The following is a 20,821-nucleotide window of genomic DNA, read 5'->3' as shown; positions in this document are numbered from 1 at the left end:
CGCGGGCCCGGGCCACCGGTTTGGTGAGAGAGGTGATGAAGAGGTCAGCCGTCGTAGTCGCCGGTGATCAGCGCCATGGCCAGCTTCTCGCTGAACTGGCCGGCCGGCACGCCCGCGCCGTAACCGCAGTCGCCGTCGGAGTCGCCCGCCGCCTTGATCCACAGGTGGGCGTCGTCCGCGCCGTCGTTGACCACCGTGGACGCCTCGCCGAGCGTGGCGCCCTTCGGGTTGCACCAGGAGTCGTCGCCGTCCTGGGTGTGGCCCGAGCCGTTGCGGCTGGTGTCGACCACGTAGTGGCTGTCGCCGCCCAGCGCCTGGTTGATGTCGGCGCCGCGCTTGTCCGATTCCTCGGTGGTGTAGAAGTTCGAGGTGTTGAGGGCGAAGCCGCGGATCTTGGACACGTCGGCGTCCTTCAGCGCGCCCGCCACGGTGCCCGCGTCGCCCGGCCAGGTGGCGGTGCCCGCGTCCAGGTAGGTGGAGGCGTTGGGGGCCCTGGAGGCCAGCGCGTCCACCGCGTACTTCAGCAGTTCCTTGCGCGCGTTGACATCCAGGTCGCAGTTGCCCGCGACCATCTGGGCGACGGCGTCGGGCTCGAGCACCACGAGGGCCTTGCCGTCGCCGATGCCGGAGGCGAAGTCGTCGATCCACGCCTTGTACTTGTCCGGGGAGGACGCCCCGCCCTGGGACTGGCCGCCGCAGTCGCGCTGGTACATGTTGTACGCCACCAGGATCGGGGTCTTGCCCGCCTGCGCGGCGTCCGCGACGTACTGGTCGACCGGCGTGTTGGGCCAGTCCTGGTCGGCCTGGGTGCCGTACCAGTTGGCGCCGGGCCGCTCGGCGATCTTCGACTTGATGGCGTCGGCGTTGGGGCTGTCGGGGTTGTCCTTCACCCACGTGGCGGCGTTGCCGCCGGGGTTGGCGTAGAACTCGCCGTCCAGCGCGGCCGGGCGGTTGCCGTGATCGTCGTCGGCGAAGGCCGAGTAGGTGACGGCGGCCGGGACGCACGCGGCGGCCAACGCCAGCGACGCGATGAGTGCGGTCTTCTTCTTCATGAGCACCGTTTCGTTGCGGGACAGAACGAAGCGAAGGGAACCGCATCAGCCTGCCAGACTTACTCGGCTGTAAGCAAATTCGCCGGTTCGAATTAGGGCCGAATTATGGTTTGAGCACGCGTTGTCGCGCTCGCGATGACCGGACACCTAAACTGCACGGGTGACGAACTCACCTCTTACTCACGTCGACGCCACCGGCGCGGCGCGCATGGTCGACGTCGCCGCCAAGGACGTGACCGCGCGGACCGCCACGGCGGCGGCGCGGCTGGTCACCACGGCCGAGGTGGTGGACGCGCTGCGCGGCGACAACCTGCCCAAGGGCGACGCCCTGGCGGCGGCGCGGCTGGCCGGGATCATGGGCGCCAAGCGCACCCCCGACCTGATTCCGCTGTGTCACCCGATCGCGTTGCACGGCGTCAAGGTCGAACTGGAGCTGGGCGACGACCACGTCGACCTGACCGCGACTACCAGGACCGCCGACCGCACCGGCGTGGAGATGGAGGCGCTGACCGCCGTCGCGGTCGCCGGCCTCACCCTCATCGACATGGTGAAGGCGGTCGACCCGGCCGCCAGCCTCACCGACGTGCGGGTGCTGTCCAAGGAGGGCGGCAAGACCGGCGCCTGGAGGCGGCCGTGAGGACCGTGCGGGCCCGCGTGATCGTCGCGTCGAATCGGGCGGCGGCGGGCGTATACGAGGACCGTTCGGGCCCGATCCTGGTGAAGCGGCTGCGGGACGCCGACATCAGCGTGGACGGGCCCGTCGTGGTGCCCGACGGCGAGCCCGTCGCCGCGGCGATCCGCGCCGCGATCGCCCTCGAGATCGACGTCGTGATCACCTCGGGGGGCACCGGGCTCACCTCGACCGATCTCACCCCCGACGTCACCCGCGAACTGATCGACCGCGAGATCCCGGGCCTGGCCGAGGAGATCCGCCGCTTCGGTGCGCACGGCGACGGAGGCTCCGGGGGCACCCCGTTCGCGCTGTTGTCGCGCGGCGTCGCCGGGCTGGCGGGCCGCACCCTGATCGTCAACCTGGCGGGCTCCACCGGCGCCGCCAGGGACGGGATGCGGGTGCTGGCGCCGCTGCTGGGCCATCTGGTCGACCAGATCAACGACGGGGACCACCGCTCGCCTGAGGAGGACATATGACCACACTCGACTGGGATTCCGCGCGGATCGCCGTGCACCGCGCGGGGACGGAGTCCGCGTTGGTTCCGTTGCGGCACAGGCCGTCCGAGACCGACGGCTCGACGCTGGCCGCCCCGTTGACGGCGCTGACCCCGCTGCCCGCCTTCCCGACGTCCAGCGTGGACGGGTACGCGGTGCGGGGCGCGGGACCCTGGGTGCTGTCGGGCCGGGTGCTGGCGGGCCAGACCGCCGGGCCGATCGCCGAGGGCACCGCGGTCGAGGTGGCCACCGGGGCCATGGTCCCCGAGGGCCTGGAGGCGATCATCCGTCTGGAGAACGCCACCGTGTCGGGTGACAAGGTCACCGGCGAGCCCCGCGATCACCCCGAGTGGCGGAACGTCGGCGAGGAGACCGCGCAGGGCGAACAGCTGCTGCCCGCCGGGACCCCGGTCACCCCGGGCGTCATCGGGCTGGCAGCCGCGGCGGGCCACGACACCATCGCGGTGCGTCCGAAGCCGCGAGCCTCGGTCCTGGTGTTCGGCGACGAGCTCATGACCGAGGGCAAACCGGGCAACGGAAGGGTGCGCGACGCGCTCGGCCCGCTGATGCCCGCGCTGCTGCGGCGCTCGGGAGCCGCGCCGGTGCCCGGGTTCTGCCCGCGCGGCCCCATCGACGACACCCTGGACGCCCACGTGGCGGCGCTGCGGGCGGCGCTGGACGACTCCGACATCGTGTGCACGACGGGCGGAACGATGCACGGCCCCGTGGACCACCTGCACCCCGCGCTCGCCGCGCTGGATGCGTCCTATGTGGTCAACACGGTGGCGGTGCGCCCCGGCTTCCCCATGCTGGTGGCCAAGCTCCCCGGTGACCGCTACGTGGCGGGCCTGCCGGGCAACCCGCAGTCGGCCGTGGTGGCGCTGGCCTCGCTCGTGATCCCGCTGATCGCGGGGCTGTCGGGCCGCGCGCTCCCGCACCTGCCGCAGGTGCGGCTGGCCGCCGACATCGACGGGCGCGGCGGCGACACCCGCCTGGCCCTGGTGCGGCTCGACGAGGCGGGCGTGGCGCATCCCGTGGGGCACACCGGTTCGTCCATGCTGCGCGGACTGGCCACCGCGGCGGGCTTCGCGGTCATCGAGCCCGGAACCACGGGCAAGGCGGGCGGCAGCGTCCGCCTGCTGCCGCTACCGGGGAGCACGCCGTGATCCACAGCGAGGTGACCGACCAGCCCATCGACGTCACCGTCCACGAGGGACTCGTCGCGGACGCGGCCTGCGGCGCGGTGGTCTCCTTCGCGGGGGTGGTGCGCGACCACGACGACGGCAAGCCCGTGGCCCGGCTGACCTACGAGGGCCACCCCGACGCCTCCCGCATCCTCGGCGAGATCGCGGGCGAACTCGCGGCCAGCCCGGGGGTGGCGTCGGTGGCCGTGAGCCATCGGGTCGGCGACCTGGCGATCGGCGACGCCGCGCTGGTCGCGGCGGTGTCGGGCCCGCACCGCGCCGAGGTCTTCGCCGCCTGCGCCCGTCTGGTCGACGAGGTGAAGGCGCGCCTGCCGATCTGGAAGCACCAGCTGTTCGACGACGGCACCGACGAATGGGTGAACAGCCCGTAGTAGCCGTTTTCGATCGTCCGATCTGCCCGTTGGCCTCGTCGCCTTGCTGGCGAACGAATCGGCCCGTTCGAAGCCAACGTCTCCGCGAGGGACCAATTGTTGAGCCGTCGAGCGGCGGGTGACACGCTACGCGCAAGAATCCTTACCGACCGTCCGCCGCGCGTCGTCACCACATGGCCGGATCGTCCGTCTGCGTATCCTCAGAAGTCGCAGCCGATACCCGCCCCGTCGGAAAGAGCCAGAACCGCATGACACCTGAAGGGCTTCCCCCGGTCCCGCCCCCGCGCCAGGCTGCCAACCCGCCGTATCCGCAACAGGCGGCTTATCCCCAAGGGCCGCAACAGGTCCCTGGGCAACCGCCGTACGGCCACCCCGCGAGCCCGCAGTCGCCGCAGTACGCCCCCGGGCCGCCGCCGCGACAGGACATCTCCGTGACCCCGCTGCCGCCGCATCAGCCCCCGACGGGATACACGCCGCAGCAGTCGCCGCCGACCGCGCCGGTCAGCCCGCCGCGGACCCAGGCCACCCCCGCCGCGGGCATCCCGCCGAACAACGGCTACCTGCTCGGCGTCGACCTGGGCACCTCGCACACCGTGGCGGTGATCCGCTGGCCCGACGGGCGGTCGCGCCCGCTGCTGGTGGACGGCGCGCCCGTGATGCCGTCCGCGGTGTTCTGCGACGAGTCGGGGCACATCCACGTCGGGCGCGACGCCCAGCGCCTCGCCCAGACCGACCCCAGCCGCTTCGAACCCAACCCCAAGCACCGCATCGACGAGAACTCCATCCTGTTGGGCGACCGCGAGGTGCCCGTCACCGCGCTGCTGTCGGCGGTGCTGCGCGAGGTGGCGGCCAAGGCCGTGGAGTCGGTGGGGCACCTGCCGCCCGCCGTGCTCACCTGCCCCGCGAAGTGGGGCCCGCAGCGACGCTCCATTCTGGAGGACGCCGCCGCCCAGGCGGGCTTCCCGCCCGTGAAGCTGGTGCCCGAACCCGTCGCGGCCGCCCACTACTTCGCCGAGGTGATGCGCCGCCCCATCCCCGTCGGCAAGAGCCTCGGCGTGTTCGACTTCGGCGGCGGCACCCTGGACGTCGCCGTGGTCCGCCACGAACCCGACGGCAGCTTCAGTCTCCAGGCCGACGGCGGCCTGGAGGACCTCGGCGGCCTCGATGTCGACGCCGCGCTCGTCGAGTACATGGGCCGCACCATCTCGGGCACCGTCCCCGAGGTGTGGCGGCGGCTGACCGAGCCCCACACGGGCACCGACCGCCGCAACCGCAGGCTGTTCTGGGACGACGTGCGCGGCGCCAAGGAGATGCTGTCGCGCACCACGGTGGCGCCCGTCCCCGTCCCCGGCGTGGAGTCCTCGCTGCACATGACCCGCGAGGAGCTCGAAAGGCTCGCGGGCCCGCTGTTGACCCGCGCCGTGACCGAGACCCAGCGGGTGATCGCCGCGACGGGCCAGTCGCCCGACCAGATGGCGGGCCTGTTCCTGGTGGGCGGCGCCAGCCGCATCCCGATGGTCAGCCGCCTGCTGCACTCCCAGCTCGGCATCGCGCCCACCGTCCTGGAGCAGCCCGAGCTGCCCGTGGCCGAGGGCAGCCTGCCCGCCGCGTTCGGCAACGACGGCAACCAGCCCGTCTCGCCCGTCGCGGAGCAGCCCGTGTCGCCCGTGACGGGCCCGTACACGCCCCCGCCGCCCGGGCACACCCCACCCGGGGGCTTCCTGGAACCCGCGGCGCCCGCGAAGCCCTGGTACAAGAGGAAAGCCAGCTGGATCGCCGCCGCTGTGGTGTTGCTGCTGCTGGTGGCGGGCGGCTGGTGGCTGTTCCACGACCCCTATCCGCAGCGGGACATGCAACCGCTGGCGCAGGTCGGCAAGGACGTGGCTATCCCCGACGAGGGCACCGGCGGTGTCCCCGACATCGATCGGGGCGTCGCCTACTTCCCCTCCACGGGCTCCGACACCAACAACCTGACCGCGATCAACGTCGATACGGGCAAGAAGAAGTGGAACACCGAGCTGAGCTCGGACTGGACGGAGACCCACGTCTACGCCACCAACGGGCTGGTCTACGCCACCAACGCGAGCAGCGACGACCCGCAGCAGGTCGCGTTCATCAACCCGTCGTCGGGCCACATCTACAAGACGATGGACCTGTCGTCCGGCGACGACTACAGCGACCCCGCCGACTGGGTGTTCCTGGTGAACGACCGCCTGATCCGCGTCGCGAACGACACGGTGTACGGCTACGACGCCCAGGGCCACCAGAAGTGGAAGAAGTCCGCGCCCGGCGGAACGGTCGACAACGGCGGCGCCATGGACGACTGGGACTCCAACCAGTCCCCCGTCAACAGCGGTGAGGCCGAATACGACGGTCGCATCTGGATCCACACCCTCGGCGGCAAGGCCGCCATCCTCGACTCGGCCGACGGCAAGCAGCTGGCGTCCAAACAGGTCGGTGGCGACGCCGACAACAAGAACGTCTACCTCGCCTACGACGGCGTCTTCTACGCCACCTCGGGCAGCTCGGGATACTCGCTGACCGCCTACGACATGGACGACGGCCTGAAGCAGACCACGAGCTGGAAACCCGAGGGCGCCAAGCTGAACCCGTACTCCATCTGGGTGTGCGGTGAGGAGTCGTTGTGCGTCCACGAGGACAGCGACGGCGACAGCGAGCCCGACCACGGCACCGTCATCGACATCGGCCAGAAGTCCTCGACGGACTGGGCGACCCCGAAGGGTTGGAAGGTCAGCTCGATGGACGTGGCGGGGGAGACCATCGAGGTCCAGTACTCCACATCGGGCACAACCCACACCCAGCTGTTCGAGGCCGATGGCACCAAGATCGGCGGCGCGCACAAGGGCTCCTTCACGCGGATCGACAGCGGAAGCTTCCTCACGATGCCGTCCAACGACGCCAGCACCACCAGCGTCACCGAGTTCACGGGCCTCGGCGCCCGCGACGGCAGGACCTACACCCTCGGCGGCCAGCAGACCTCCTCCAGCTGCGCGGCGACGGACTCACGGCTGGCCTGCGTGGTCGACACGGGCTACCGCGTCTGGAAGTTCCGTGACTGACCCATGCATCACTGATGCGCGGCACCGCGCATCAGTGATGCTATGTTTGACGCATGCGTACGACGGTAAACCTTGACGAAGATGTGCTCGCGATCGTCGAGCACGTGCGCCGTGAAATGCACGTCGGGGTCAGCGAGGCCCTCAATACGCTGGTGAGGGCCGGATCCGCGGCGGGAGGCCGCAGAGCGGAACGCTTCTCCCAGCGGACGATGAGCTTGGGAAAACCCCGAATCGATCTCACCAACACCGCCGAGGTACTCGATTACCTCGACGGCGACGAGATCGCTCGATGATCGTCGACGCGAACGTTCTGGTATATGCCATCAATGTGGACGCCCAGCACCACGATCCCGCGGTCAGGTGGCTGGAGAGCGCGCTGAACGGCCCCGCCAGTGTGGGCTTCCCATGGCAATCGACGACGGCCTTCGTCCGCATCATCACCCACCCCCGCATTCTCGCCAGTCCGCTGGATGCGGCGTCCGCGTGGTCGTTCGTCGAGGAGTGGCTGGACGCCGACAACGCGTGGATCCCGACTCCAACGGTTCGCCACCGCGAGGCCGTGGAAGACTTGCTGACAAAGGGCAACATCACGGGAAACCTGGTGCCCGACGCGGATCTCGCCGCCCTGGCGATCGAGCACGGCGTACCCGTGTGCTCCTTCGACTCGGATTTCGCCAGGTTCGCTGACGTGCGATGGTTCAATCCCCTGACCGCGCCATCAAACTGACGCTCGGCCGAGGCAGCTCGTGGCAGGCTGTGTCCGAAGGCAGGTGATCGAGATTCGTGCCTACGTCCTGACCCGCTACGGCGGCGCCGACGCCATGGAACTGCGCGAGGTCCCCGAACCCGTTCCCGGCGACGGCCAAGTGCTGATCCGGGTCCGCGCCGCGGGCCTCAACCCGGTCGACTACAAGATCCGCCAGGGCCAGCTGCGGCCGATCACGCGGCTCCGCCTTCCGATCGTCGCGGGCAGCGAACTGTCGGGCGTGGTCGAGGGGCTCGGCGACGGGGTCTCGGGCTTCGCGGTCGGCGATCGGGTCTTCGCCCGGGTCGACAAGCGGAGGCTCGGCGCGTACGCGCCCCTGGCCGTCGTGGACCAGTCCTATGTGGCCAACATGCCCCGCGCGCTCGGCTTCGCCGACGCAGCGGGGCTTCCGCTCGCGGGTCTCACGGCGCTCCAGGCGCTGCGAGACGAGCTGAACGTCACCCCCGGCAACCGCGTGTTCATCTCGGGCGGGGCGGGCGGAGTCGGCACGCTGGCCATCCAGATCGCGTCCCACCTGGGTGCGGCCGTCGCCACCACCGCCTCGCCCCGCGGGGAGGAACTGGTGCGCTCGCTGGGCGCCGACACCGTCATCGACTACCGCGAACAACGGTTCGCCGACGTCCTGCGCGACTACGACGCCGCCTTCGACCTCACCGGAGGCCGGGACCTCACCGACTGCTTCGCCATCCTGAAGCCCGGGGCCACGACCGTGTCCATAGCGGGGGTTCCCGAGCCCACGACCGCCCGCGTCGACCTCGACGCGGGACCCCTGCTCACCGCCGCGCTGTGGGCCGCCAGCGCCAAGATCCGCCGCCGGGCCCGTCGCCACGGCGTGCGCTACCGCTATCTCTTCATGCACCCCAGCGGGCCCGACCTCGCCGAGCTGGCCCGCCTGGTCGACGCGGGAAAACTCCGCACCGTGACCGACCGCGTGTTCCCGTTCGACGACATCGCCGAGGCCTTCGCACACCTGGAACGGGGGCACGCGAAGGGGAAGGTTATCGTCCAATGGTGAGTCAGACGGTATCTGTCAAGAAGTTCCAGGTCACCTTCGACTGCGCGCGGCCCGAGCGCGTCGCCCGCTTCTGGTGCGAGGTGTTGGGTTACGCCGTGCCGCGGCCGCCCGAGGGCTTCGCCACCTGGGACGACTTCAGCGCGTCGCTGCCGCCCGAGAAGCGGGATGCGGCGTTCGTCTGCTCCGACCCCACGGGGGAGGGCCCGCGCATGTTCTTCCAGCGCGTCCCCGAGGGCAAGGTCGTCAAGAACCGGGTGCACCTGTGCGTGCGCGCGGGCACGGGCCTCGTCGGCGACGAGCGCCTCGCCACCCTCGAGGCCGAGCGCGACCGGCTGATGAAGCTCGGCGCGACCCAGGTGCGGGTGATGCTCGCCGACGACGAGAACGAGTCGTGCATCGTGATGCGGGACATCGAGGGCAACGAGTTCTGTCTCGACTGAGGCCGGACGATCAGGTGTGCGCCGGGCCGCCGCGCCGGAACAGGCTGCTCAGCCCGCCGCCCACCAGCAGGTAGATGACCGCGGCGATGCCGTAGTTCAGGACGGCCTGCCACTTGAAGTTGTCCAGGGTGAACAGGTTCTTGAACAGGTACGCGAACCAGTCGGCCACGTTGGACACGAAGATGACCAGCGGGTTGCCGTCGTTGGCGTCCAGCACGATGAATGCCAGGTGCAGCAGGATGATCGCGGCGATGGCACCGAACACGAAGGTGATGATGCGGGCCGCCAGCGGGCGGTACTTGTAGTCGCGGAAGAGCATGGGAATCGGGTTCCTTCCTGATCGACAACTCGCCTAGGGCGAGGCGAGACATGTCCAGGTGTTACCCGTTCGGCGCGGTTTTCACGCCTGACCATTGGTCGAAGCGCTAGCGGCGCAACGCTTCCGCTGTTTTCGCGGTGATGGAGCTGGAGACGGGACTCGAACCCGTAACCGCCTGTTTACAAGACAGGTGCGCTGCCAATTGCGCCACTCCAGCCAGGCCCGCCAGTTTACTGGACCCGGTTTCCGGTGGAGTTTGGGTAACGAACGGTCGTGGGGGCTTGGCAAGCGATCTCCGTGCGGATACCGTGTCCCTTCACGGCCCACGGCCTGTTCCGCAGGCCGCGGTGCTTTTCTACTCGGATCGTCCGGCACGTTCCTGCCGGTGGAAAGGACACGTTCATGGCTACGGTGACCTATAAGGGCGCCTCCCGGATTTATCCGGGAACCAAGACCCCCGCGGTTGACAAGCTCGATCTCGAGATCGGCGATGGTGAATTCCTGGTTCTGGTGGGACCGTCCGGTTGCGGAAAGTCCACCAGCCTGCGGATGCTCGCGGGTCTCGAAGAGGTCGATGAGGGCGAGATCTTCATCAACGACACCGATGTGTCGAACCTTCCCCCCAAGGCCCGCGACATCGCGATGGTCTTCCAGAACTACGCGCTCTACCCGCACATGACCGTGTTCGACAACATGGCCTTCGCGCTGAAGCTGCGCCGCACCCCGAAGTCCGAGATCAAGGAGAAGGTGGCCGAGGCCGCCAAGCTGCTCGACCTCGAGGATTACCTGAACCGCAAGCCGAAGGCGCTGTCGGGCGGTCAGCGGCAGCGGGTCGCGATGGGCCGCGCGATCGTGCGCGAGCCGCAGGTGTTCCTCATGGACGAGCCGCTGTCCAACCTGGACGCCAAGCTGCGGGTGCAGACGCGCTCGCAGATCGCCTCGCTGCAGCAGCGGCTCGGGGTCACCACCGTGTACGTCACCCACGACCAGGTGGAGGCCATGACCATGGGCCACCGGGTCGCCGTGCTGAAGGACGGCCTGTTGCAGCAGGTCGACACCCCGCGCACCCTGTACGACAAGCCCTCGAACGTCTTCGTGGCCGGGTTCATCGGGTCGCCCGCGATGAACATCAAGACCGTGCCGCTGGTGGACGGCGGCGCCAAGTTCGGCGACGTGACCCTGCCGCTGAGCCGCGAGGTGCGGGACAAGGCGAAGGACGGCGACGGCGACGCCAAGGTCACCATCGGCATCCGTCCCGAGGACTGCACCCTGGGCCCGGCCGACAACGGCGGCATCGCCGTCGAGGTGGACCTGGTGGAGGAGCTGGGCTCGGACGCCTTCGTGTACGGGCACGCCAACTTCGACGACGGGGCCGAGCGCTTCGTGGTGCGAACCGGCGGGCGCATCGTGCCGCAGATCGGCGACACCGTGCACATCGTTCCCGAGCAGGGACGCGAGCACGTCTTCCACGCCACCACCGGTGAGCGCGTGGAGGGGTAGCGGACCTCTGGACACGCGGGAGGGCCATGGCCGCGAGGCCATGGCCCTCCTTCACGCGCGGGTCAGCGCAGGGGTCTTAGTTGCCGCCCTTGGGCTGGTTGTTGGTGAGCGGCGTCTGTCCCAGCGGGACGTTGTTGGTCAGACCGCCCACCAGGGGCAGCCCGCCGATCAGTGGCAGGTCCTCGGCGGGACGCTGCGCGATGTCGCCCGGCAGGGCGGCGAAGTGGCTTCCGCCCACCGAGGTGGCGGCCATCTGGTCGCCGAATTCGGTCTTCTTTCCGGTGTCCGCCTTGGTGTGGGTCTTGGCCGGGGCCGCGGGCTGGCCGCCGCCCGTCATGCCGCCCACCAGCGGGAGCTGGCCCGCGCCGTCGCCGACCAGGGGCAGGCCCTGGGTGGGCAGGCCCTGGGCGAGACCGCCGGCCACCGGAAGGCCGCCGGCCAGCGGCAGCGCCTCGGTCTTGCCGCCCAGCCCGGCCAGGTCGGTCGCCGAGGACACGGCGCTCGACTTCTTGGTGACCTTGCCGACCGTCTTGCTGGCGGGCAGGTCGTGGGTGAGCGCCCCCACCTTGCCGGTCAGCGCCGCGGGTGGCGGCACCAGCCCGGCCGGGTCGTCAGTGCCGAGCCCGGAGAGCGGGGAGCCGCCGGTGACGCTGTCGACCGAGCCGACCGCGCCGAGCGGGTTGTCCGCCAGGCCGGAGACCGGGGACGCGGCGCTCGCGATTCCCGCGGCGGCCATGCAGATGCCGGTGGCCAGGGCCGCGGTGCCGACGATGCGCTGAAGCATTTTGTTCATTGTGAGAAGAAACCCCTCGTAAGAAATGATCACTGCCGAAGAGGGATCGCGATCCGCGAGCCCTCAGGCCACATCGGAGCCTCGCTGGTCCATAGTGCTCATATGGACGCGCGAACCGACGCGGCGCGCTGCGATCGCTGGCGTCCGCGCGACAATCCGTGTTCCCCCGCGGCGCCCAAGGCACCGTGTCGCCGGGTTGTCTTGCCGCCGATTCGTCGGACACCGAACGAATCGTCAGACACTGGCTGTGCCTCAATACGGATTAACGAGGCAAACCGGACGAGGAAATGCCCCGTACGATGGAAAATAAAGGAAGTCCTAAAATCCATCTCATTGGACTGTGGGCCTTCCCTTACACCAAGTAACGAGGTTACGATCACGCCGTGGCCCCGGTTTCACTGCGTCGCAACGCGTATCGCGACCATGTCATCGTCTGTGGAGACGACGGCATGGCATTTCGGCTTGTCGAGGAATTGGTATATCGGCATAGAGAGAACGTGACCGTCATTCTGCCCTCGCGGCGCCAGAATCACGGTCCGCAGATCTCGAGGGTGCCAACGGTTCGGGTGGTGGAGAACGACCAGCTGGACGCCGATGCCTTCTCGGCGGCGCGAATCGGGCAGGCCAAGGCGCTGGCCCTGATGGCCCAGGACGACGTCGGCAACATCCACGCCGCGCTGCGCGCCCTGGAGATCACCGAGATCCGCGTGGTGGTGCGGGTTTACAACACCAACCTGTCCGACCGGATCGGGCCGCTGCTGGGCGACTGCACCCTGCTGTCGGACGCCTCGATGGCCTCACCGTCCTTTGTGGCGGCATCGCTCGGCGAGGTGGCCCCGCGCTACCTGCGCCTCGGCGACCGGACCCTCTACGTCACCGCGACCTCCAGCGAGCGCGGCGATCGGCTCACCTGGCCGATCGCGGGCTCCCGGGACGGCGCCTCGCTGCTGCCGCCCCGCGAGCAGCCCGCCGCGCTCTACGTCACGGCCGCCTCCCGCCGACCCCGGGCCCTGGTGGCGGCGTCCAAGCATCGGGTGCGGCGCTGGGCGACGCGGACCTGGGACGAGATGCGCGAGGTGATGGACCGCAAATTGCGGTTCATCTCCGTTTTTCTGGTCGCCGTGATCGTCTTGGGCACCTTCCTGATCTGGTGGGCGCACCACGGTCAGAACATCTCCTGGATCGACGCCGCCTACGACACCCTGCTCGTGGCGGCCGGGGGCGTCAACGCGAACTTCCAGGCGGAGGTACCCGAGAAGATCGCCAACGCGGTGGTGGCGATCTCGGGCGTCCTGCTGGTGCCGGTGTTCACCGCGTCCATCGTGGAGAACCTGGTGGGGCGGCGGCTGGCCGCCGAGGCCGGGCGACTGCGCGCCCCGATCAGCGACCACGTCATCGTGGTGGGGCTGGGCAACGTCGGCACCCAGGTGGCCGTCCAGCTCAAGAATCTCGGCGTTCCCGTTGTGGCCGTGGAGAAGAACGAGCGCACCCGCGGCATCGACGTGGCGCGCGGCCAGGACATCCCGGTGGTGTACGGCGACGCCAGCCAGCTGGAGACCCTGAACCGCGCCCAGGTGCGCACCTGCCGCTCGCTGGTCGCGGTGACGTCCAGCGACATCGTCAACCTCGAGGCGGCCCTGCACTCCCGCGAGATCCGCCCCGAGCTGCGCACCGTGCTGCGGCTGTTCGAGCCCGACCTGGCCGAGCGCGTCCAGCGCCACTTCGGACTGTCGGCCACGCTGAGCGTGGCGGGGGTGGCCGCCGCCGAATTCGCCGCCGCCATGACCGACCGCAACGTCAAGGGCACCATCCCGGTCGGGCGGCATCTGTTGCTGGTGGGGGAGATCCCGGTGGACGACGGCAGCGAGCTGTCCGGGCAGCCGATCAGCGACATCGACGTGGACGAGCACCTGCGGGTGCTGGCGATCGTGCGCCCCGACCGCACCGAGTGGGCGCCGGAGCCCGATCGCGTGCTGTCCTCGGGCGACCGGGTGCTGGCGCTGGCGACCCGCCGGGGCCTGGCGGCCACCGTGCAGCGCGCCACCACCGTCACCCCCGAGTAGCCCCGACCGTCGCCAATTCCGCCCTGTCTCGTTGAGCATCCGGGGGCAATCCCCGGTTTGGTTCTTCAGAACAGGAAGGGAAAACATGAGGCGACGAACCATGGCGATCGCGGCCGTGGGTCTGCTGGCCGCGGCGGTGCCGTTGGCGCTGTTCGGTCCCGGCGCCGGGGCCGACACCCCGGACAAGCACCCGGGTTCGCACGAGGTGATCGACCCGGTCCAGATCGGCAAGATCTCGCAGCTCAAGGACGACCTGTCGGTCGACAGGCCCAGCGACGTGCTGCGGTACCCCGACGCCCGCTTCGTCAAGGTGCACTTCAAGGACCTGAAGCTGCCCGCGGGCGACTACGTCACGGTGTCCAACAGGGATGGCTCGGAGAGCTATCGCTACGAGCGCCCGTCGGACGGCATGTGGGCCACCTCGGTCACCGGCGACACCGCCGTGGTCCGCCTGCACGGCAAGGATGGCAGGCTTTCGGGCGCGGCAGACAAGCTGAACGCCGACATCGACAAGGTCTCGCGGGGGCTGTCGCCGCGGGAGGTGCGGGCCAAGCAGGAGAAGCAGCGCCGCACCGAGAGCGTCTGCGGCGGCGACGATTCCAAGGACGTGGCCTGCTACAAGTCCAGCCAGCCCACCGAATACGAGCACGCGGCCCCGGTGGCGCGGCTGTTGATCGGCGGCAACACGCTGTGCACCGCCTGGCGGGTCGGCCCGAACAACCGGATGCTGACCAACCACCACTGCTTCTCGTCCACCGCCCAGGCTCGCGACACCGAGGTCTGGTTCAACTACCAGTGCCTGATCTGCGGCGCCGACGTGGCGGAGGACCCGGTGAAGGTGAACGGCTCCAAGGTGATCGCCACCGACGAGACCTACGACTACACGCTGTTCAGCGTGGACGACTTCTCGAAGATCTCGCGTTTCGGCCACCTGACCCTGGCCGACCGCCAGGCCCGCTCGGGCGAGGAGCTCTACATCCCGCAGCACCCCAACGGGGAGCCCACCAAGCTGGCCATCGACTCCGATGTGGACAACGGCGCCTGCAAGGTCGACGACCCGACCTTCGACGGTTACGCCACGGCCAGCGACGTGTCGTACCGCTGCGACACCGACTTCGGCTCCTCGGGGTCGCCGGTGTTGTCCCGCTCCACCCACGAGGTGATCGCGCTGCACCACTTCGGCGGCTGCCCCAACTCCGGGGTGCGCTCCGACAAACTGCTGGATCGCATCGGCTCGAAACTCTGAGACACCGACAAAGGGAGGGCCGTCCGGAATGGACGGCCCTCCCTTAGCGTGCGTCGACTACTTGGCGGCCTTCTTGGCCGGGGTCTTGCGTGCCGTGGTCTTCTTCGGCGCGGTCTTGGTGGCCGCGGCCTTCACCGACTCGGCCTTGTCCTCGGCCTGCTTGGCGTCGACGTCCTCCTTGACCTGGGTGACCTTGGCCTTGGCGGCGTCCTTGGCCTCGTGGCCGCGGTCGGCGATCGTGGCGATCACCTTGATCGGGCTGCGCTCGCCCGCCGCGACGTGCTCGCCGCGCTCCACCAGCTCGGTGTAGGTCTCGCGGGCCTTGCTGCCGGCCTTGCGGGCCTGATCGCCCAGGGTGCTGGCGGTCTCGGAGGCGATGCCGCGCACCTTGTCGGCGTCCAGGTGCTTGATGGTGTCGACACCCGACTTGACGTTCTCGGTGACGGTCTCGCGCAGGTTGCGCGCCTTCTCCTCCAGCTTGGCGCGGTCGCGGAGCTCCTCGACCTTGCCGGGGATCTTGCGGATCTGCTCGACGGCCATTTCACCGGCGCCGGCGGCGGCGTAGAACGGCTTGGGAAGTTTACGGTCGGTCATGTCAGCGTTCTCCTTTAAATCGTTGGTGGCCTTGGGGCGCGACGGAGTCGTCCGTTTGCGCGCCCGTGCGCGACCACCCCGCTGTGGTGCGCGTTCTGGTTTGGGGGCCGGGGACTTGACGTCCACTTCGGAGTCCTCGATGCCCATGTCCTCGGGGTCTCCATCGGCCGCGGCGGCGACGTCGGCGTCGGTGACCACCGGTTCGGTGTCATCGTCGTCCAGGTCGGCGCCGGAGTCTCGGGCGTTCTCTCGGCGGAACGCCTCGTAGATCTCGGTGAGTGTCTGTTTTTGGCGGGCGGTCAGCAGCGGATCGGAGGCGATCGCCGACAGCGTCTGCGGCCCGTCCTTCTGGTTGAGCAGCCCCGCCCTCAGGTACATCAACGGTGTCGACACCTTGAGGGCGTTGGCGAGTTGTTGCAACACCTCGGCGCTGGGTTTACGCAGTCCGCGCTCGATCTGGCTGAGATACGGGTTGCTCACTCCGGCCTGGTCGGCGAGCTGCCGCAGCGACACCTTCGCCTTGCGGCGCATGTCGCGGATGAACCCGCCTATGTCTCGTTCGGCCATGCCCGTTACCGTATCGCGACCTGCTAGCAACTGCAAGCGTTTCGCTAGCAATTGTTACCGACGTCTCCCGCGACGCCGGACAAGGAGGGGAGCCGGGGCTCAGGAATCCTCTGGGGCCAAAGACATCCGGTACTCCACGGTGTCGTCCTCGGACAGGATCGCCGTGGACGCACCGCCCTCGGACAGGGCGCGCCACTCCTCGCCGAGCCACGACTCGGCGTCGCCCTGGCTGGTGAAGTCGGTTTCCTGCGCCTCAACGGTTTTGCCGTCCGCGTCTTCGAATCGCCAGGTCCACGTCATGAGCCAACCTTAACGGCAGATCAGCGCGCGGCGAGAACCACCAGGAGGACCGCGGTCCATTGGCAGGCGTAACCCGCGATGGTCAGGGAGTGGAACACCTCGTGGAAGCCGAACCACCGCGGCCAGGGGTCGGGGCGCTTCAGGGCGTAGACCACGGCGCCGCCGGAGTACGACAGCCCGCCGACGATGATCAGGACCACCGCGGCCAGGCCGACGCCGTTCAGGAACTGCGGGATGAAGAGGACCGCGACCCAGCCGAGTCCGATGTAGAGGGAAGTGTAGAGCCAGCGCGGGGCGCCCAGCCACACCGTCCGGAAGATGACCCCGGCGGCGGCGCCGATCCAGATGGTGAGCAGCACCGCGAGTCGGGCGCCGTCGGACAGCGCCAGCACGGCGAACGGCGTGTAGGTGCCGGCGATGATCAGGTAGATGTTGCTGTGATCCATGCGCCGCAGGACTTCGATGCCGCGCGGCGACAGCACCGAGCGGTGGTACAGCGCGGAGGTGCCGAACAGCAGCGCCGAGGTGACGGTGTAGATCGCGGTGGCGGCGACGCCCCCCGCCGAGGGGCTCAGCGCGATGAGCAGCACTCCGGCGGCGATGGCCATCGGGAACGCCACCGCGTGCAGCCACCCGCGGAGGCGGGGCTTGGCGGCGGCGGTGAGGGTGGTGGTCATGCAACCAACCTACGGCATCGTAGGTTACTGGCGAGTACGGAGTGGCGTACATCTCCCGTAGTGTCCACTGGGGATGACCTACCACCCGCCACTGAGACACACCTGAGGAGACGGGTCGGCCGCCGCGGCGGCGCGCGTAGGTTGTGGGGATGCGAGTCTGGTTGAGACGGTGGCGACGGTGGGTCGCGGCGGTGATCGCCGTGCTGGTCGTGGCCGCTGGCGCGGGCGTGTGGTGGTGGGTCAGCTCGCCGCCGCCCCACACCACCAAGAACTTCACGATCCACGTCGGCGGCGCCGAGCCCGCCACTTTGGACGCCAAGATCTATGTGCCCGAACACACCCCGGCGCCCGCGGTGCTGCTGTCGCATGGCTTCGGCGGCACCAAGGACACCGTGACCGACCAGGCGGAGAAGCTCGCCGGGCAGGGCTACGTGGTGCTGACCTACACGGCGCGCGGCTTCGGCAAGTCGGGAGGCAGCATCCACCTCGACGCGCCCAAGTACGAGGTCGCCGACGCCTCCGCCGCGATCGACCTGCTGGCCAAGCGCGGCGACGTGGTGCGCGACGGAAAGAACGACCCGCGCGTGGCGGCGGTGGGCGGCTCGTACGGCGGCGGCCTGTCGCTGCTGTTGGCCGGCTACGACCGCCGGGTGGACGCGATCGTGCCGCAGATGACCTGGAACAACCTGGGCAGCGCGCTGTTCCCCAACCAGGCGGCGGGCGCCGGCGCCGACTCCGGGGTGTTCAAGCGCGCCTGGGCCGGGGTCTTCTACGGCACCGGGCTGGCCGGCGGAGGCATGGCGGGCCCGCCGTCGGGCTCGTCTCCGTCCGGGGCGGCCAAGGCCGACCCCGCCTGCGGGCGCTGGGCCGCCGACGTGTGCGCGGTGTACCAGCGGATCGCCGCGACCGGGAAGCTGGATGCCAAGGCCGCCAAGCTGCTGGACGCCTCCAGCCCGTCGTCCATACTCGACAGGATCAAGGCGCCGACGCTGCTGGTGCAGGGCCAGGCCGACACCCTGTTCGACCTGGGCCAGGCCGACGCCAACGCCGCCGGCATCACGAACGCCCCGGTCAAGGTGGCGTGGTTCTCCGGCGGGCACGACGCCACCGGCACCCAGTCCGACCAGGACCGGGTGGACGCGCTGACCGTCCAGTGGCTCAACCACTACCTGAAGCACTCCGGCGCCGCGCCCGACGACCACTTCACGTTCAGCCGGATCGGCGGGGTGAGCTCCTCGCGCTCGGACCTCGCCACCCTGGGGCTGAGCGCCGACTCCTATCCCGGCGTGGACGGCTCCGAGTCCCCGCTGAGGATGAGGTTCTCCAGAACCCTTCCGCCGCAGACCATCGCCAGCCCGCCCAACGGCACGCCCGCGGCGATCTCCTCGGTGCCGTCGCTGGGCCAACTGTCCACGCTGGCCGGTGGCGGCCTGACCCGCGACATCCCGGGCCAGTTCGCCGCGGCCCAGACCGCCAAGGCCGACGCCTCGACCGACGTCGTGGGCGCGCCCCGGGCCACGCTGCGGGTCGCCTCGTCCAGCGGCGAGGCCGAGCTGTTCGTCAAGCTGTACGACGTGGACTCCAGCGGCCGGGCTACGCTCCCCAATGGACTCGTGGCGCCGGTGCGGCTCACCGACCTGCCCACGTCCATCGCCAAGGCCAAGCCCGTGACGGTGACCCTGCCTCCGGTGGTGCACCGCCTGGAGCCCGGCCACAGCCTGCGGCTGGTGGTCGCCAGCTCCGACCAGTCGTACGCGGCCCCCGCCGACCCCGCGCGCTACACGATCCAGCTGCCGAGCGCGGTCTCGCTGCCGCGCACCCCGGCCACCCCGCTGCCGTCCGGCGACTCCATCTGGCGCGGCGCCCTGATCGCCCTGGCGGTGGGCATACCGGTCGGGATCGCCGCGGCCTGGCTGATCGCGCGGATTCGCCTGCGACGCAGGGATCGCAGCGTCTCCGCCGAGTTCGCCGACACGCCGCTGGTGGTGCGCGGGCTGCGCAAGGTCTACAAGGACGGTTTCGTCGCGGTCAACGGCGTCGACTTCACCGTGGAGCGCGGCCAGGTGGTGGGCCTGTTGGGGCCCAACGGGGCCGGCAAGACCACCTCGCTTCGCGTCCTGATGGGACTGTTGAAGCCCACCGACGGCGAGATGCGGGTCTTCGGACACCAGGTGACATCGGGCGCGCCGGTGCTGTCGCGGCTGGGCGCCCTCGTGGAGGGCCCCGGGCTGCTGCCCCACCTGTCCGGAATGGACAATCTGCGGCTGTTCTGGCGCTCCACCGGCCGTCCCGCCTCCGACGCCCACCTCGACGAGGTGGTGAAGATCGCCGACCTCGGCGACCGCGTCCACCGCAAGGTGCGCACCTACTCCCACGGCATGAAGCAGCGGATCGCCATCGCCCAGGCCATGCTCGGGCTGCCCGAGCTGCTGGTGCTGGACGAACCCACCGACGGGCTCGACCCGCCCCAGATCGCCGAGATGCGCCGGGTGCTGCATGACTACGCGTCCAACGGCCGGGCCGTGCTGGTGTCGTCCCACCTGCTGGCCGAGGTGGAACAGACCTGCACGCATGTGGTCGTGATGAGCCGGGGACGGGTGGCCGCCTCCGGCGAGGTCGCCGACATCATCGGCACCGGAACCGGCCACCGTCTGGAGGACGCCTTCCTGGAACTGGTGGAGAAGAAATGAGCACAGTGGACGAAACCCTGACCCCGGCCGCCGACGGCGCCGCCTCCGGCTACCGGGCCCACCGCACCCTGAGCTTCGGCACCGAATTCCGGCGCCAGCTCACCCGGCGCCGTACCCAGTGGACGCTGGCGCTGTTGGCGCTGCTGCCCGTGGCGCTGTACATCGCCTTCACCGTCGGCGCCGGCGACTCCAACACCGACTCCGGCAGCGACTCGCCCAACGCCTTCGCGCTGGCCGACGTCGGCACCGTGTCGGCCGCCAACTTCACGCTGTTCGCGCTGCTGGTGTCGTCCGGTTTCCTGCTGGTGGTGGTGTTCGCGCTGTTCAACGGCGACACCGTGGCGGGCGAGGCGGGCTGGGGGAGCCTGCGCTACCTGCTGGCCACGCCCGTCCCGCGCGGGCGGCTGCTGGCGGTGAAGTACGCGGTCGGCCTCGTGTACAGCCTGATCGCCATGGCGATCCTGACCGTCGCCAGCCTCGTGGTCGGGACGCTGGCCTACGGCTGGAAGCCGCTGTCGGCCCCGCTGGGAGGCGAGGTGGCCGCCACCGACGCCTTCTGGCGGATCCTCGCCGTGGCCGGATACCTCACGGTGACGCTGCTGGTGGTGGCCTCGCTGGCGCTGCTGATGTCGGTGTCCACCGACGCCCCGCTGGCCGCGGTGGGCGGCGCGGTGATGCTGCAGATCGTGTCGAACATCCTCAACGCGGTCACCGCGCTGGGCGACATCCGCGACGTGCTGCCCACCCGCTACTCGCAGGCGTGGCTGGGGCTGCTGTCCACGCCGGTGCAGACCGACGAGATGGTGCGCGGCATCGTCACGTCGCTGGCTTACGCCGTGGTGTTCTCGGTGTGGGCCTTCATCCATTTCCAACGCAAGGACATCACCTCCTGAGTTGAGGAACCGGCCGACGCCTGGCAGTATCGAACCGTCGCCGTGGAGCATGGGCATCCACGCTGGGAGGTTGACGACGTGAC

19 protein-coding genes, 1 tRNA gene and 1 pseudogene are annotated in these 20,821 nt (G+C 69.8%); 14 read left to right on the top strand and 7 right to left on the bottom strand.

Translation table 11 applies throughout. The annotated features are described in order from the left end of the window. Positions 1-44: 44 nt before the first annotated feature. Positions 45-1,052, bottom strand: a complete 1,008-nt coding sequence (locus VE172_RS20425) for a glycoside hydrolase family 6 protein (protein WP_324803827.1) — start codon at positions 1,050-1,052, stop codon at positions 45-47. 208 nt (positions 1,053-1,260) lie between these two features. Between VE172_RS20425 and moaC the strand changes: the two genes are divergently transcribed. The 9 genes from moaC to VE172_RS20380 all read left to right on the top strand — a co-directional run bounded on the left by moaC (position 1,261) and on the right by VE172_RS20380 (position 9,096). Further along, positions 1,261-1,689 carry a cyclic pyranopterin monophosphate synthase MoaC gene (moaC, locus tag VE172_RS20420; protein ID WP_414715133.1) on the top strand — a complete coding sequence of 143 codons (429 nt, stop codon included), beginning with the start codon at positions 1,261-1,263 and terminating at the stop codon, positions 1,687-1,689. Then, positions 1,686-2,201, top strand: coding sequence for a MogA/MoaB family molybdenum cofactor biosynthesis protein (locus VE172_RS20415; RefSeq protein ID WP_324803825.1), 516 nt, complete (start codon positions 1,686-1,688; stop codon positions 2,199-2,201). Before moaC ends, VE172_RS20415 begins: the two co-directional genes overlap by 4 nt. Further along, positions 2,198-3,385: a molybdopterin molybdotransferase MoeA gene (locus tag VE172_RS20410; protein ID WP_324803824.1), complete on the top strand. Its 1,188-nt coding sequence runs from the start codon at positions 2,198-2,200 to the stop codon at positions 3,383-3,385. Before VE172_RS20415 ends, VE172_RS20410 begins: the two co-directional genes overlap by 4 nt. Continuing rightward, positions 3,382-3,795, top strand: a complete 414-nt coding sequence (locus tag VE172_RS20405; protein ID WP_324803823.1) for a molybdenum cofactor biosynthesis protein MoaE — start codon at positions 3,382-3,384, stop codon at positions 3,793-3,795. Before VE172_RS20410 ends, VE172_RS20405 begins: the two co-directional genes overlap by 4 nt. A gap of 431 nt (positions 3,796-4,226) precedes the next feature. Next, positions 4,227-6,875, top strand: coding sequence for an Hsp70 family protein (locus tag VE172_RS20400; RefSeq protein WP_324803821.1), 2,649 nt, complete (start codon positions 4,227-4,229; stop codon positions 6,873-6,875). A 53-nt stretch (positions 6,876-6,928) separates the two neighbouring features. Further along, entirely contained in the window at positions 6,929-7,168 is a 240-nt protein-coding gene (locus tag VE172_RS20395; protein WP_324803820.1) for a hypothetical protein, read from the top strand. After that, positions 7,165-7,602 carry a TA system VapC family ribonuclease toxin gene (locus tag VE172_RS20390; RefSeq protein WP_324803819.1) on the top strand — a complete coding sequence of 146 codons (438 nt, stop codon included), beginning with the start codon at positions 7,165-7,167 and terminating at the stop codon, positions 7,600-7,602. Before VE172_RS20395 ends, VE172_RS20390 begins: the two co-directional genes overlap by 4 nt. A gap of 52 nt (positions 7,603-7,654) precedes the next feature. Beyond that, a complete protein-coding gene (locus VE172_RS20385) occupies positions 7,655-8,656 on the top strand; it encodes an NADP-dependent oxidoreductase (RefSeq protein ID WP_349258479.1) in 1,002 nt (333 codons plus the stop codon). Continuing rightward, positions 8,653-9,096: a VOC family protein gene (locus VE172_RS20380; protein WP_324803817.1), complete on the top strand. Its 444-nt coding sequence runs from the start codon at positions 8,653-8,655 to the stop codon at positions 9,094-9,096. Before VE172_RS20385 ends, VE172_RS20380 begins: the two co-directional genes overlap by 4 nt. A gap of 10 nt (positions 9,097-9,106) precedes the next feature. Here VE172_RS20380 and VE172_RS20375 read toward each other — a convergent pair whose 3' ends face one another. Both VE172_RS20375 and VE172_RS20370 read right to left on the bottom strand, forming a co-directional pair. Beyond that, on the bottom strand, positions 9,107-9,415 hold the full coding sequence (locus tag VE172_RS20375) for a hypothetical protein (RefSeq protein WP_324803816.1): 309 nt from the start codon (positions 9,413-9,415) through the stop codon (positions 9,107-9,109). Between the two features lie 141 nt (positions 9,416-9,556). Next, positions 9,557-9,632, bottom strand: a tRNA-Thr gene (locus tag VE172_RS20370). A gap of 185 nt (positions 9,633-9,817) precedes the next feature. On the opposite strand from VE172_RS20370, the gene VE172_RS20365 reads away from it, so the two are divergent. Beyond that, the gene (locus tag VE172_RS20365; RefSeq protein WP_324803815.1) at positions 9,818-10,915 is read left to right on the top strand and encodes an ABC transporter ATP-binding protein; all 1,098 of its coding nucleotides are present in this window, start codon (positions 9,818-9,820) and stop codon (positions 10,913-10,915) included. Positions 10,916-10,991: 76 nt separating this feature from the next. Here the strand turns inward: VE172_RS20365 and VE172_RS20360 are convergent, their stop codons facing one another. Beyond that, positions 10,992-11,699 carry a hypothetical protein gene (locus tag VE172_RS20360; RefSeq protein ID WP_324803814.1) on the bottom strand — a complete coding sequence of 236 codons (708 nt, stop codon included), beginning with the start codon at positions 11,697-11,699 and terminating at the stop codon, positions 10,992-10,994. A 392-nt stretch (positions 11,700-12,091) separates the two neighbouring features. Here VE172_RS20360 and VE172_RS20355 point away from each other — a divergent pair, with 392 nt between their 5' ends. Together VE172_RS20355 and VE172_RS20350 are read left to right on the top strand one after the other, a co-directional pair. Further along, entirely contained in the window at positions 12,092-13,771 is a 1,680-nt protein-coding gene (locus tag VE172_RS20355; protein ID WP_324803813.1) for an NAD-binding protein, read from the top strand. 85 nt (positions 13,772-13,856) lie between these two features. Further along, entirely contained in the window at positions 13,857-15,017 is a 1,161-nt protein-coding gene (locus tag VE172_RS20350; RefSeq protein ID WP_324803812.1) for a trypsin-like serine peptidase, read from the top strand. 824 nt (positions 15,018-15,841) lie between these two features. On the opposite strand, the pseudogene VE172_RS25540 reads toward VE172_RS20350, so the two are convergent. From VE172_RS25540 to trhA, 3 genes and pseudogenes are all read right to left on the bottom strand, one after another. Further along, positions 15,842-16,178 (bottom strand): annotated as a pseudogene (locus VE172_RS25540) (helix-turn-helix domain-containing protein); the annotation flags it as partial. A 99-nt stretch (positions 16,179-16,277) separates the two neighbouring features. Further along, positions 16,278-16,478 (bottom strand): hypothetical protein, encoded by a 201-nt coding sequence (locus VE172_RS20340; RefSeq protein WP_324803810.1) that lies wholly within the window; start codon positions 16,476-16,478, stop codon positions 16,278-16,280. Positions 16,479-16,498: 20 nt separating this feature from the next. Next, positions 16,499-17,155, bottom strand: coding sequence for a PAQR family membrane homeostasis protein TrhA (trhA, locus tag VE172_RS20335; protein ID WP_324803809.1), 657 nt, complete (start codon positions 17,153-17,155; stop codon positions 16,499-16,501). Between the two features lie 149 nt (positions 17,156-17,304). Here trhA and VE172_RS20330 point away from each other — a divergent pair, with 149 nt between their 5' ends. Both VE172_RS20330 and VE172_RS20325 read left to right on the top strand, forming a co-directional pair. Beyond that, on the top strand, positions 17,305-19,845 hold the full coding sequence (locus VE172_RS20330; RefSeq protein WP_324803808.1) for an alpha/beta fold hydrolase: 2,541 nt from the start codon (positions 17,305-17,307) through the stop codon (positions 19,843-19,845). Further along, entirely contained in the window at positions 19,842-20,738 is an 897-nt protein-coding gene (locus VE172_RS20325; RefSeq protein ID WP_324803807.1) for an ABC transporter permease, read from the top strand. Before VE172_RS20330 ends, VE172_RS20325 begins: the two co-directional genes overlap by 4 nt. The last annotated feature ends 83 nt before the right edge of the window (positions 20,739-20,821 follow it).

The organism is Stackebrandtia sp. (assembly GCF_035643755.1).
Lineage (GTDB): Bacteria > Actinomycetota > Actinomycetes > Mycobacteriales > Micromonosporaceae > Stackebrandtia.
The sequence above is the reverse complement of the archived record's forward strand: the minus strand, read 5'-3'. Positions and strand labels throughout refer to the sequence as shown.